We start from the raw sequence: 13,183 nt of genomic DNA, 5'->3' as shown, positions 1-13,183 counted from the left end.
CCGCATGGGGCAAAGCAACTTCATCCCGAGACTTGAATCTCTTCGCGGTGTGGCTGCCGTTCTGGTCGCCGTCTACCATTGCGGCGTCATGTACTTGCAATACCCGGCCTCGGGGTCTTCGCGGCTCTATTTCGCCTTTGCCAACGGTCTTGGCTGCGTCGTCGTTTTCTTCGTCATCAGCGGGTTTGTTCTCGCCCGAAGCCTGGACCGGGACGCTTCCATTTCCTTCGTTTCATTCGCCAGGAACAGAGCCTTTCGTCTCTTGCCGGCGTCCATAGCGGTCGTCGGCCTGCTCACGCTCCTTCATGAACGTTTTGGATTCTATGTTGGCTTCGAGGCTTCGTTTGCGCCACTCAACGTCTTGCTCAACATGCTTCTCATCAGGAGCGACATCAATGGCGTGATGTGGTCATTGACGGTCGAGATTGCCGCGACTCCACTGATCTTCATGTCTGTTCGAGCATACAGGAAACACGGCAGGACGCCTCTTCTCGCAGTTGCCGCCGTTCTGTTTGGCCTGTCGTTCGTTGGCCAGTATCGCGATCTCATTGGCGCGAATCTGGCGCCGCTTTACGCTTTTCTTGCGGGAATTCTCGTTCATTTTGAGGGACCGAAGATCGCGCGCTCCGTTTCCCCGCGAACTTCGATCTGGATTCCAATCCTCGGCGTAGCACTGTTCCTTGTGGCGGGCATGCTCAAGCAAGACGCCGGTCTGATGATCTTGATGGATTGCATCGGCGGAGCTTTGCTCGTGCTGGCGATTTCGCAGATGCCGCATCAGCGCATGATGAAGCCGCTCGATTGGCCGCTGATACGGTTCTACGGTCGGATATCTTATAGCTTCTATTTGCTGCACATGCTCACGGTCGCGCCTGCGATAGCTCTGGGCGCTCGGTTGTTCGAGCACTTGAACCCGTGGACAACTGCGATGACGCTGTCAATGGTGACGATCCTCGCAGCGGCCGTGCCTGCGCTGGCCTGCTACAAGCTGATCGAAATTCCAGGGATTAACCTCGGTCGGCGGCTGGCCGGTCTGAATGGCTTGCGCAGCCGCGCCGTTGCGCAGTGACCGCCCTATCTGTCCTCATGCCCCGCGAGCGAAAGTGCTTGAATCGATGGATCTGACCGAACCTTCTTCGATAAGCGCAGGGCCAGTTGGGACATTGCGTCAGGTGACCATGCCTGAACTCGAACTGACGATCTTGATGCCTTGCCTCAATGAGGCCGAAACGCTGGCAATTTGCGTTGCCAAGGCGCAGGCGTTTCTTCGTCGGGCCCGGATCGCGGGCGAGGTTTTGATTGCCGATAACGGCAGCACGGATAGTTCGCGGCACATCGCCGAGGCCGGCGGCGCTCGTGTCATCGACGTCCCCGTGCGCGGCTACGGCGCAGCGCTCCGCGCCGGTATCGCGGCGGCCCGCGGCCGCTACATCGTCATGGGAGACGCCGACGATAGTTATGATTTCTCACGCCTCGATGCATTCCTGGAACGCCTGCGGGCCGGTGATGATCTGGTGATGGGAAACAGGTTTCGCGGTGGCATAGAAACGGGCGCTATGCCGTACCTTCATCGCTATCTCGGAAACCCTATCCTGAGCTGGTTGGGCCGTCTGTTCTTCCGCACGCCTCTCGGTGATTTTCATTGTGGCATGCGGGGCTTTTCCAGAGATCCAATTGCGAAACTGGACCTGCGCACCACCGGAATGGAGTTTGCGAGCGAGATGGTTGTTCGTGCGACCATCGTTGGGCTCAAGATCTCCGAGGTGCCGACCACACTGTCGAAAGACGGCAGATCCCGCCCGCCCCATCTCAGAACGTGGCGCGACGGCTGGCGTCATCTGAAGTTCCTGCTGCTGTATTCGCCGAGATGGCTGTTCTTCTATCCGGGGGCGCTTCTTGTTGCCACGGGTACCATTCTCAGCAGCATACTTTTGTTCGGGCAGATCAGCATCGGTGGAATCGGTTTCGATATCCGGACGATGCTCGTCGCCTGTACCTGTCTCGTCGTGGGCATCCAGGGCATTTGTTTCGCGGCCATCGCCCGCAGTTTCGCCAAGGATATGAACCTTCTTCCGCCTTCCGAGAGATATGGCCGCATGCTCGAGGCCTGCACGCTCGAGTTCTTCGTATTCGGGGGGAGCGCGATCTTCGTGCTCGGGATCGCTGGCCTGACTACAGCTATCATCCAATGGAGCGAGGTCCATTTCGGGCCGCTCGACGTATCGAGCCTGCTCCGCGTCGTGGCGCTTTCCACGACTGCGATCACCGTTGGGGCCCAGTTGGTATTTGCGGGCTTCCTCGCAGGCCTGATGTCGATCAAGCACTCCTAGCGTCTGATGTCCGCGGGTCCTGGTCACGGTGATTGAATGAAATTTCTCAAAATGGCTTTCGGCCTGATCTGTCTCCTGATCCTCGCCAGCAACGTTCGTGTGATGTCGCATTGGACCGAAGCCCGCGGCGTATGGGACGACATATGCTATTTGCGCCAGGCGCACCTGTTTCAGCTCCATGGTATCGGCGGGCTGGATACGGATGTGTCACGGGATGAAGATCACTTCCTGCAAGGCAAGCTGAAGGAGATAGGTTATCCCGAGGGAGCCCCTGCACCGTGCCATCCTCCGACGGCCAGCGGAAAATACGTGATGCAGTATCCGCCAGGCACCGGGTTCGTGCTCGCGCTGTTTTCGCAGGGCCATCAGGTGGTGCCGCTATATGTCAGCGTCAATCTGATCGTCTGCGGATTTGCGTTGCTCGCCATCTTCTACGCGCGGTCGCCGTCATCGGTCGTGGCGGCTGGTGTGTTTGGCGCACTTGCCGTCTACATGATGATCAACCCGGCGAAGGCCAGCTATTCCATCGCGCCGACGATGGCGCTCTGCGCCGTCGTGGGTTATCTGACCGCCTTGTGGCTGATCAAGCCGAAGGACGATGTTTGGCTCGTGCTGTTGATCGGTCTCCTGCTCGGATTGTCGGTCAATCTCAGGCTGCCGAACCTATTCCTGGTTGCGGGTTACGTTCTGTCCTTGGGCGTGACCTTCCTCCGCTGGCGCACGGTCGCCACGTTTGTACGCGGATTGGTCTTTGGCCTCGCCTTTGCCGTCGGCATGGTTCCGACACTGGTCGCCAATGCGATCAATGCTGGCAGTCCGTTTGCGACCACCTATAGTTCCGACGATGCCACGGCCCCCGAAATCAATCTCGCGATCCTGAACGAGTATCTGCACGACATGCAGTTCGTCCTGGTCCTGCTCGCGGTCGGTTCGACCGCGTGGCTGCTGCTGACCGGCCGGGGCGGCGCACGGCAGCTCGCGCTCGTCGTTGGCGGCAATCTTGTCGTCAACCTCATATTCTTCGTCAGCCATCCGACGTTCACGCCCTATTATGTCGTTCCCATCACAATGCTCTCATTGTGGAGCGTGTGTTTCGCTCTCGCGATGCAACCTGCTGGATCGCGGAGCACGCCCGTCTCGGCCAGGCGGCACGCGCGTGAGGGTGCAACACAGCTCGATGGACCTTGTTGCGCGCAGATGCTATCTCGCATGCTGACATGACCGACCTCTCAGTGACCATCCTTCCCGAAGCCGCCGGCGACGCCCAGGCGATCGAGCGGCTGCATGAGCGCACCTTCGGTCCCGGCCGTTTCGTGCTCAGCGCCTACCGCATCCGCGAGCACGTCGATCATCTGCTCGACGTCTCCTTTACCGCGCGCATCGGCACGCTGCTGGTCGGCTCGGTCAGGCAATTGCCGATCCTGATCGGTGAGACCAAGGCGCTGCTGCTCGGGCCGCTCACCGTCGAGCCGCCGTTCCGCGACCGCGGCATCGGCCGTCAGTTGATGGAACGCGCGCTGAAGGACGCGAGGGAAAAGGGCCACGCGATCGTGCTGCTGGTCGGCGACGAAGCCTATTACAGCCGCGTCGGTTTCAAGCCGGTCCCGAAGGGCCGCGTCATCATGCCGGGCCCGGTCGATGCCGCTCGCGTCCTGGTGTACGAGCTGGTCGAGGGCGCGTTCGAAGGTGTGTCGGGCGCGGTTGTGCCCGACTGGAGCAGGGCGCGGGTGTAGCGGTGCGGGTCGAAAGAAACGTGTTCGCTACTGCTTGTTGCGATTCTTGCTCGCACCTCTGAGCGGCGGGGGCGATGACAGCGCACTCGCGGTCTCCGTCATCTGGATGCAGGTAAGCAGATCGACATAGCTCTGGGATCCCGCTGCAACCGCCTCGCCCTCGCAGGTGTCACGGACAGTGGACTTGGTCGTCGCCCACATCGTGCCGAGCTGTTGCTGTGCTGCCGTCTCGTCGCGCATGCAATCAGCAAAGCTCTGTGCCAGCGCCAATCCCATCGCCTTGTCAGTTTCGGACGTCATCTTGCAGAGCGTTTCGACCTTCAGTTCGGGGACGCGATCGGAGATGGGCAGCAACGAATGGCTTGCCAGCAATCCAAGCGAGAAAAGGACCAGTTTCATCTAGCTCTCCATCTCTAGAACTGTCCCGGCTGCGCCGGAGGGGCCGGCCAATCCGACCTGAAATTGTTGGGAGAGGCGCGATCGAACAGATCCTGTCGCAATGCAAAGCCGCGTACGGTCGAACGGGCATCGAGCGCAAATGGCACCTTGGGCCTGGTTGTGCCGATCGTTTTCTGCGGCGAAACATGACCGGCAGCTGCCGTTCCGGCAGGTGCGGTGTCTGCCATTGCGAGAGCGGCAACAGCGAGAATGAGGACGCACGATGCATTTGAGAACATATGGATTCTCCTGCAATCAAATCACGTCCAGAGCAGTGGGCCACCGCAGCGCGTGAATGATGTTGATCCAGATCAATATCGACGGGCGCAGAAAATGCTGCCCCGCATGATGACCCCTCCCCGAACCACGAGCTTCGCCCAATGGGAGCGCCCATATGGGACCGATCATACAACCCGGGCGACCCGACAGACCATCGCTATGCTTACGCCGGGAATATTCGGTCATCGGAGGAACGAACAACAGTGCAGCGCCATCGTACCGGCGGGACTGATGCGCGATCCGGGATTTTACGGAAAGTGGCACCAGGTTGTTCTCATGTGGCGACGTTCCGCCGCGTGGAGACATATCTCCGTTTCCCATCCGCCATTTTGATCTGTTGATCCATATCAAACCCCTTTTCTGCTTGCTGGAAGATGATGGAGTTTCATTTGAGGGGAGGCATTGCAATGAGCGGCATCCGATCCTTTCATCTCGTCGCGTTTTCGCTTTCCTTTGCATTGTCGGCGCCCGCATTCGCACAACAGGCTGGACAAGCTGAGCCACCCGGCTCACCTGCCGCGACCATCACCATTCCCGGCAACCAGCTTCCGCCACCTCCGCAGAAGTTCGGCGGCAAGATCGAGCGCGATGCCAGGGACTCGAAGCCTTACTGGCCGGCACGCGTCGTGCCGCCAAAGGGCGCGCCGAACGTTCTGCTCATCATCACCGACGATGCCGGTTACGGCGTGCCGAGCACATTTGGCGGCGTGATCCCGACGCCGACGCTCGACCGCATTGCGCAAAGCGGATTGCGCTATACCAACTTCCACTCGACCGCGTTGTGCTCGCCGACGCGCGCGGCCCTGATAACGGGCCGCAATCATCATTCCGCCGGGTATGGCGTCATTGCGGAACAAGCCACCGGCTATCCCGGCTACGACAGCATCATCACCAAGGACAAGGCCACCATCGGCCGGATTCTGACCGACAACGGCTATCACACTGCCTGGTTCGGCAAGAACCACAACACGCCGGAATACCAGGCCAGCCAGTCCGGTCCATTCGACCAGTGGCCGACCGGCATGGGCTTCGAATACTTCTACGGCTTCATGGGCGGTGACACCAATCAATGGGAGCCCGGCAATCTCGTTCGTAACACCACGCCGATCTATCCCTTCCAGGGAAAGCCCGGCTGGAATCTGGTGACCGCTATGGCGGACGAGGCGATCGATTACGTGAACCGCATGAACGCGCTGTCGCCGGACACGCCTTTCTTCGTGAAATTCGCTCCCGGCGCAACCCACGCCCCGCATCACCCGACGCCGGAGTGGGTCAAGAAGATCAGCGACATGCACCTGTTCGACCAGGGCTGGAACAAGCTGCGCGACACCATCTTCGAGAATCAGAAGCGGCTGGGTGTCATTCCGCAGAATGCCAAGCTGACGCCGTGGCCGAAGGATCTGATCAAGGAATGGGATCAGCTTTCGGCCGACGAGAAGAAGCTATTCATCCGTCAGGCCGACGTCTTTGCTGCATATGCGGCATACGCTGACAATGAAATCGGCCGGGTGATCCAGTCCATTCAGGATACGGGCAAGCTCGACAACACGTTGATCATCTACATCGAGGGCGACAACGGGACGAGCGCGGAGGGGCAACCGAACGGCACGCCCAACGAAGTGGCGATGTTCAACCAAATCAATCCGTCGGTGGAGGATCAACTCAAATATTTCTACGACGTCTGGGGCACCGACCGTACCTACAGCCACATGTCGATCGGCTGGGCCTGGGCGTTTGACACCCCGTTCTCATGGACCAAGCAGATCGCGTCCCACTTCGGCGGCACGCGCCAGGGCATGGCGATCTCCTGGCCGGCGGTGATCAAGGACAAGGGCGGCATCCGTCATCAGTTCCACCACGTCATCGACGTCGTGCCGACCATTCTCGAGGCAGCCCAGATCAAGCAGCCCGAATTCGTCGACGGCATCAAGCAGAGCCCGATCGAGGGTGTCAGCATGATGTATACTTTCGACGCGAAGAACGCGAATGCCGCCACGTCACACACGATTCAATATTTCGAGATGTTTGCCGACCGCGCGCTCTACAGCGACGGTTGGATCGCGAGCACGAAGGTGATGCGCCCGCCATGGGTGACGATCGCGAAAGTGCCGAACCCGCAGGACTACCCGTGGGAGCTTTATGACCTCCGCAATGACTGGACACAGGCCGAGGACGTCGCGACCAAATATCCAGACAAGCTGAAGGAGATGCAGGCGCTGTTCTGGAAGGAGGCAGAAAAATATCAGGTGCTGCCGCTCGATTCATCGGTGGCAGCGCGGCTGATCACGCCGCGTCCGAGCCTCAGTGCCGGCCGAACCAGCTTTGCCTGGATGCGGCCGATGACCGGAACGCCGAATGGCGACGCGCCGAGCCTGCTCAACGCCTCCTACAGTTTCAAGGCCGATGTGGAGATCCCGCAAGGAGGCGCGGAAGGTGTCCTGGTGACGCAAGGTGGCCGCTTCGGCGGCTATGGGCTCTATGTCCTGAAGAACAAGCCGGTGTTCACCTGGAATCTCGTGGATCTCAAGCGCGTGCGCTGGGAAGGTCCGGAACTGACGCCTGGCAAGCACGTCATCGAGTTCGACTTCAAATATGACGGTCTCGGCGCGGGGACCATGGCGTTCGGAAACTATAGCGGCATCGGGCAGGGCGGCATCGGCAGGCTGAAACTCGACGGCAATGCGGTGTCCACGGAAAAGATGGAGCACACGCTTCCGTTCATCCTGCAATGGGACGAAGCATTGGATATCGGCTCCGACACGGGCACACCGGTCGACGACAACGATTATCAGGTGCCGTTTGCCTTCACCGGCAAGATCAACCGGATCTCGCTCGACATCGACCGGCCCAAGCTGAGTCCGGAAGACGAGAAGCGGTTGCAGGAGGCCGCGCGTGCGGCTGGCGACGGTCCATCCGCCGACGACGCAAAGATGGCTTCCGCAACACCACGAGTCGGCACTGTCGGTCTGAGCCTGGTCGACAAGATCCAGTTGCGCATCGACAAGCGCGAGGGTTGTCGCAAGCAGGCAGAGGCAAAGGATCTCGGTGTGGTGGACCGCATCAAGTTCATCCAGGAATGCGTCGGGCAATAGGCCCGCGCTAGCGGCGGGAAGCCTGCCGGCTTCCCGCCGGCAAAATTCGCACGATGTCACGGTGGGAGAAGCCCATGAAACGTAATCCTTGGACATGTCTTTCGGCCCTTGCACTGATCGCCGGCCTGGCTCCCGGCGGAGCAGTGGCGCAGGCTGCCGGAGAGACAGTGCAGGGCATGCTCGCGACGCAGATCCGCTCGCAGGGATTTGTCTGCGACAAGGCGCTCGGCGCGACCAAGGATACGAGGCGCTCACGGCCCGATCATGGTGTCTGGGTGCTTAGATGCAGCAACGCGAGCTATCGGGTGAGCCGTGCGCCCGACATGGCCGCCAAGGTCGAGCCTCTTCGGTGACGTAGCGCTCGGGTCACAACAGTGATCGTCACGCGCAAGCCAATGACGGCTGAACGAGCGGAGCGGTGAGCGGACGTGGCACGAGGTTCGCGAAAGAACCGCAAGCGCGACAAGGTCCGCAAGGGAGGCACGCCCGAACCGGACAGTTCCGCACTGCAGCCACAGTCCCTCTCCAAGAGCGGCATGAAGCGGTCGGCCGTCGGCGCCGGCATGCTTGTTGGCGCGATCATCGTGGGGCTGCTCTGGTTCGAGGCGTCAAAGGCTCCAATCCAGCATCCCACATCCGTCGCACTGGCCTTTGTCGGGAGCGCGTCCTGTGCGGGCTGCCACCAGGCAGAGACGAAACTCTGGCAAACGTCGCAGCACCGCCACGCCATGGATCATGCGACCGCGCAATCCGTGCGCGGCGATTTCAACGACGCCGCCTTCGACTACGTCGGTACACGCTCGCGCTTCTTCCGGAAGGACGACAAGTTCCTGGTCGAGACCGATGGGCCTGACGGCAAGCTCGCCGTCTTCGAGGTCAAATATACCTTTGGCATCTATCCACTGCAGCAATACCTGGTCGAGTTCCCGGGCGGGCATGTCCAGGCCTTGTCCATCGCCTGGGATATGAGGCCGGAGCAGGAGGGCGGCCAACGCTGGTTTCATCTCTACCCGGATGCAGCCGTCACCAGCAGCGATCCCCTGCACTGGACTAAGCTGAACCAGAATTGGAATTTCATGTGCGCGGAGTGTCATTCGACGGGCGTGCGCAAGAACTACGACGCCGCCAACGACCGCTTCGCCACGAGATTCGCCGAAATCAGCGTTGGCTGCGAAGCTTGTCACGGGGAAGGTTCGCGCCATGTTGCGTGGGCCCGCCAGACGCCGGCGTCGCGCGGTCCGGACAGTGGTTTGCTCGTGAAGTTCGACGAGCGAACGGGCATCACCTGGTCAATCGAAGCAGGCACATTGACGCCGAAACGCAGCGCATCGGCGTCGGCCTTGCACAAGGAGGTCGAGGCTTGCGGTCGCTGCCACGCGCGCCGCGGCCAGATGTCGGAGGACTGGACGCCAGGCCGGCCGCTTTCGGAAACTCACAGCGTGTCGCTGCTCGACCGCCAGCGCTTCCACGCCGATGGCCAGATGCGCGACGACGAGGAGACCTACAACTACGCACCGTTCCGGCAGAGCAAGATGTTCGCCAGGGGCGTGACCTGTAGCGACTGCCATGATCCGCATAGCGCCTCACTGAAGGCCGGCGGGGACGGCGCTTGTGCGCAGTGCCATGCGCCCGAGAAGTACGAGACCGCCGCGCACCGTCACCACGCCGACGTTTCGCCGCCACCAGGCTGCGCGTCCTGCCATATGCCGGAGCGGCGCTACATGGTCGTCGACCGTCGCCACGATCACGGCTTCCGCATCCCTCGCCCGGATCTCTCTGTTGCCACGGGCGCGCCGAATGCCTGCAACGACTGTCACCGCGACAAGCCCGCGGTATGGGCGGCCCGGCAAGTCGAGACCTGGTTCGGCCCGGAGCGGCGCGGCTATCAGAACTATGCGCGCGCGTTCCACGCGGCGTGGATCCAAGCCCCCGATGCACAAGCCCTGCTCGCTGCTGTCGCCGGCTCCGGCGACATTCCGGGCATCGTGCGCGCCAGTGCGTTGGTCGAACTTCCCGTGCCTGATCTCGGTCTGGTCCGGCGCGGACTGTCCGATCCCGATCCGCTCGTCAGGCTGGGAGCGCTCGACGCGCTGGAAGGCGTTTCGGCCAGCCAGCTCTGGACGCTCGCTTCGCCCCAGCTGACTGATCCCGTGCGCGGCGTACGCATCCGCGCCGCCGAACTTCTTGCTTCCGTGCCTTCCTCTCAACGACCTGCAGCCGATCGCGACGGGTTCGCGCAGGCCGCCGCTGAATTCGTGGCGGCGCAAAAGCTGAACGCTGATCGGCCCGACGCGCGCACCGCGCTGGGGGCCTTCTTCGCGCGCCAGGTCAATATCGGTGCCGCGGAGACCGAATATCGGGCTGCGCTCAGGCTTGATCCATCGTATGCCGCTGCCGCCATCAACCTGTCCGATCTCTATCGGCAGCTTGGACGTGACGGCGACGGCGAACGCGTCTTGCGCGAGGCCCTATCCGGATCGACGCAGGATGCTTCGCTTCACCATGCGCTTGGTTTGACCCTGGTGCGCCAGAGGCGCAACGAGGCCGCTCTCGATGAGCTGCGTCAGGCGGCGGCACTGGACACGAGCCAGGCGCGCTATGCCTATGTCTATGCCGTGGCGTTGAACTCTGCGGGCCGACGCGACGACGCTCTTGCAGTATTGAAGGAGACGTTGCGCAGACACCCCAACGACATCGATGTGCTTGCCGCCGCGATCAACTTCAGTCGCGAGAGCGGCGACATCGCGGCCGCTCTCGATCACGCCGAGCAGATGGCGCGGCTTCGCCGCGGCGATGCGGGGCTGGCCAACCTGATCAGGGAGCTGAAACGATAGCTCGACCAAGCGCAACGATGTCGGGGCCCTTCAGGCCCCGGCCCAAGCCTAGAACTTGAAGTTCGCGAACGCCCGCACGCCAATGCCGGGCAGCAGCACCTGGTCCTTGGTGTAGGAAACGGCGTTGCGGATGTTTTCGTTGAGCAAATTGTTGCCGAGAAGTCCTACCGTCATCTCGCGCGCGCCGAACCAGGAAGGATCGAGCTTGGTCTTGTAGCTGACTTCGGCCTTCAACAGATTGTAGCCGGGCGTCGGGGTTTCCGCGATCGGGGCGATATCGTTCTGTGCAAAGGCATGCAGGAGGTTGACGCGCATGAGCCAGTTGTCGTCGCGCCAGTAGACGCCGCCGCCGACGCGCATCGGGGGAATCCGTGGCACGTTGGTGCCGTCTGTGAAGGTGGCGCGCACGATGTCGAACTGGTTCTCGATGCCCCAGATGCCGCCGTTCAGTGGCCCGACATCGAGCTGGCTCTGGAACTCGCCGCCGCGGAAGATGGCGTCGCGCTGCGAATATCTCGCTTGCTGCAGCTCAAGTTGGTCCGGATTGGCTATGTCCACACAAGCCGCACTGTCGCATGTGTTGCCGGTCAAGCGGCGGAATATGAAGCCGTTGAACTTCGTGTAGTAGCCGGTGAGTTCGAATCGCAACGGCCCTGTCGCCCGCCGTAACCCGACCTCGATCGATTTTGCGGTCTCTATGCCGAGATTCGGATCGCCGATATCGAAGGTGGCCGTGGCATCATGGGCCCCGCGTGAAAACAGCTCTGCCGGCTTCGGCGCGCGTTCGACGTATTGACCGGTAACGCTGGCGACCAGATCCCACGGCAGATTCTGGATCAGGCCGATGCTCGCGCTCTTTGGCGTGAAGTTCAGATTGCGCGGCGTGGCGGGACCAATACTGGCCGGGTCGATGTTGACGTCGAACACGGGAGGTATGAATGCCGGCGTCGTTCCCGCGAGGTTGACGTGCTCGATGCGTCCGGCAATCTGCGCCTTGGTGGTCTCGCTGAATTTCAGCTCGTTGAAGACGTAACCGGCGACCCTGTTGTTGTTGTTAGGGTTCCACAATCCGTTGAGCGGGCTGCCCGGATCGTCCGGGCTTGGGGCGGTCAGCTCCTGATGGCCTCCCTGCAGGCCGAACGCGGTGGTTACCTGCGCGAAGCGGGCGTTGAACGGCATCATCTGCACTTCAACGCGCGCCTCCTGCTCCTTGTTGGTGAAGGTCTGGCGTACGCCGTCGCTGAAGGGATCGGCTGGGTCGGCCAGCCCAAGCTCGTTGTGCCGGTAGTCGGTCGCGCCGGCCCAGAGACGGATCGCATCGATGGCCGCCGCATCCGGCCGGTACTCGCCCTTCATCGTGATTTTGGTCTGATGCGCATCGATCCGGGTGTCGTGGTCGGCGCCATCGATGCCCGGGACGTGATAAAGCGAATCGTTCTGCGTGATGGCAGCGCCAATAAAGCCGCCTGTGAAGATATACGAGCCGCCGATCGAGGCGCCGTCCGCTTGCATAGCCGAATTCGGCTGCTGTCCACCGACCGGTCGGGTGTGGTCGAACAGGTAGGGATAGCTGGGGATGTTGTAGTCGCTGGCCTTGCGACCATAGGCATCGGCATGAAACGCGAAATTGCCTCCGCCGGTATCGAGCAGGATGCCGCCGTCGACGCCACGATCAACGGAGTTCACCGCCGTTCGCGTCTCGACGTTCACGCAAGGCGCCGATGGCGCATTAGCCAGCGGCGCTTTCGTTGGAAGTCCGTAGGTCTGGAACGGAGGGGCCGCGCATGTGGGCAGGGCGTCCGGAATGCGGTTGTTGGTCGCACTCACGATGCCGCCGATCGACGTCGAGCCGTAACGCATCGCTGCCGGACCGCGAATGACCTCGACCTGGTTGGTGGCAAGCGGATCGATCGGCACGAAATGATCTTCGCCGAGATCCGAGGCGCCGCCGGCGTTATTGCCGTTCTCGAGAATTCCAACCCGATTGACGTCAAGGCCGCGAATGATCGGCCTGCTCGACGCTCCCGGCGCAAAGGTTGAACCGGTGATGCCGGGCTTGGAGAACAGGAGGTCGCCGAGCTGGGCGGTGCCCTCACGGCGAATTTCCTCGTTCGGCACCACGGTCACCGTTGCGAACTGATCGGTCACGACCTGCAGCACGCCCTGCTGCGGCGTTGCCGGGGCCGCCGGCGTGGTTTCCGCCGCGCGTTCGCGGCTGCGTGTCCGCGCGGTTCGTGTGGCGCGGACGGGGGTGCGGGACGGCACGACCGCACGGCGGACGATGGGACTGGGAGCCGTTACGGTGACGGAGGGAAGCTCGGTGGCGGCCGGCTTATCTTGCGCCAGCGCCGGGGTCGCGGCGACGCCGAGCAGGAGCAGACTTGCTCCGCTCAGGCGCTGCGCGCGTCGCAATTCAAATGACATGATCCTGATTCCTGTCAGGCGGCCGTCCGAATGTATGCTTGTTGATCGGAGGC

The 13,183-nt window shown here is 61.8% G+C and carries 9 protein-coding genes; 7 read left to right on the top strand and 2 right to left on the bottom strand.

Annotation, left to right across the window (positions count from 1 at the left end; translation table 11 throughout):
• The first annotated feature begins 4 nt into the window (after positions 1 to 4).
• The 4 genes from ACVWY3_RS21125 (at position 5) to ACVWY3_RS21110 (ending at position 4,063) form a co-directional block, all read left to right on the top strand.
• Positions 5 to 1,069: an acyltransferase family protein gene (locus ACVWY3_RS21125; protein ID WP_456840203.1), complete on the top strand. Its 1,065-nt coding sequence runs from the start codon at positions 5 to 7 to the stop codon at positions 1,067 to 1,069.
• A 109-nt stretch (positions 1,070 to 1,178) separates the two neighbouring features.
• On the top strand, positions 1,179 to 2,330 hold the full coding sequence (locus ACVWY3_RS21120) for a glycosyltransferase family 2 protein (protein WP_456840202.1): 1,152 nt from the start codon (positions 1,179 to 1,181) through the stop codon (positions 2,328 to 2,330).
• A gap of 36 nt (positions 2,331 to 2,366) precedes the next feature.
• Positions 2,367 to 3,551, top strand: coding sequence for a hypothetical protein (locus ACVWY3_RS21115; protein ID WP_456840201.1), 1,185 nt, complete (start codon positions 2,367 to 2,369; stop codon positions 3,549 to 3,551).
• Positions 3,548 to 4,063: a GNAT family N-acetyltransferase gene (locus tag ACVWY3_RS21110; RefSeq protein ID WP_456840200.1), complete on the top strand. Its 516-nt coding sequence runs from the start codon at positions 3,548 to 3,550 to the stop codon at positions 4,061 to 4,063. Before ACVWY3_RS21115 ends, ACVWY3_RS21110 begins: the two co-directional genes overlap by 4 nt.
• A 27-nt stretch (positions 4,064 to 4,090) precedes the next feature.
• Here the strand turns inward: ACVWY3_RS21110 and ACVWY3_RS21105 are convergent, their stop codons facing one another.
• The gene (locus ACVWY3_RS21105) at positions 4,091 to 4,462 is read right to left on the bottom strand and encodes a hypothetical protein (RefSeq protein WP_456840199.1); all 372 of its coding nucleotides are present in this window, start codon (positions 4,460 to 4,462) and stop codon (positions 4,091 to 4,093) included.
• Positions 4,463 to 5,187: 725 nt separating this feature from the next.
• On the opposite strand from ACVWY3_RS21105, the gene ACVWY3_RS21100 reads away from it, so the two are divergent.
• The 3 genes from ACVWY3_RS21100 (at position 5,188) to ACVWY3_RS21090 (ending at position 10,706) form a co-directional block, all read left to right on the top strand.
• Positions 5,188 to 7,872, top strand: coding sequence for an arylsulfatase (locus ACVWY3_RS21100; RefSeq protein WP_456840198.1), 2,685 nt, complete (start codon positions 5,188 to 5,190; stop codon positions 7,870 to 7,872).
• A gap of 74 nt (positions 7,873 to 7,946) precedes the next feature.
• Entirely contained in the window at positions 7,947 to 8,225 is a 279-nt protein-coding gene (locus ACVWY3_RS21095) for a hypothetical protein (protein WP_456840197.1), read from the top strand.
• Positions 8,226 to 8,300: 75 nt separating this feature from the next.
• Positions 8,301 to 10,706, top strand: coding sequence for a multiheme c-type cytochrome (locus ACVWY3_RS21090; RefSeq protein WP_456840196.1), 2,406 nt, complete (start codon positions 8,301 to 8,303; stop codon positions 10,704 to 10,706).
• Between the two features lie 48 nt (positions 10,707 to 10,754).
• Here the strand turns inward: ACVWY3_RS21090 and ACVWY3_RS21085 are convergent, their stop codons facing one another.
• The gene (locus tag ACVWY3_RS21085; RefSeq protein ID WP_456840195.1) at positions 10,755 to 13,130 is read right to left on the bottom strand and encodes a TonB-dependent receptor; all 2,376 of its coding nucleotides are present in this window, start codon (positions 13,128 to 13,130) and stop codon (positions 10,755 to 10,757) included.
• Positions 13,131 to 13,183 lie beyond the last annotated feature (53 nt).

The sequence above is a fragment of the Bradyrhizobium sp. USDA 4486 genome (assembly GCF_054057995.1).
The sequence above is the reverse complement of the archived record's forward strand: the minus strand, read 5'-3'. Positions and strand labels throughout refer to the sequence as shown.

Coding starts and splice junctions, on each gene's coding strand:
- ACVWY3_RS21125 (WP_456840203.1), top strand. CDS start 5: ATGGGGCAAAGCAACTTCATCCCGAGACTTGAATCTCTTCGCGGTGTG.
- ACVWY3_RS21120 (WP_456840202.1), top strand. CDS start 1,179: ATGCCTGAACTCGAACTGACGATCTTGATGCCTTGCCTCAATGAGGCC.
- ACVWY3_RS21115 (WP_456840201.1), top strand. CDS start 2,367: ATGAAATTTCTCAAAATGGCTTTCGGCCTGATCTGTCTCCTGATCCTC.
- ACVWY3_RS21110 (WP_456840200.1), top strand. CDS start 3,548: ATGACCGACCTCTCAGTGACCATCCTTCCCGAAGCCGCCGGCGACGCC.
- ACVWY3_RS21105 (WP_456840199.1), bottom strand. CDS start 4,462: ATGAAACTGGTCCTTTTCTCGCTTGGATTGCTGGCAAGCCATTCGTTG.
- ACVWY3_RS21100 (WP_456840198.1), top strand. CDS start 5,188: ATGAGCGGCATCCGATCCTTTCATCTCGTCGCGTTTTCGCTTTCCTTT.
- ACVWY3_RS21095 (WP_456840197.1), top strand. CDS start 7,947: ATGAAACGTAATCCTTGGACATGTCTTTCGGCCCTTGCACTGATCGCC.
- ACVWY3_RS21085 (WP_456840195.1), bottom strand. CDS start 13,130: ATGTCATTTGAATTGCGACGCGCGCAGCGCCTGAGCGGAGCAAGTCTG.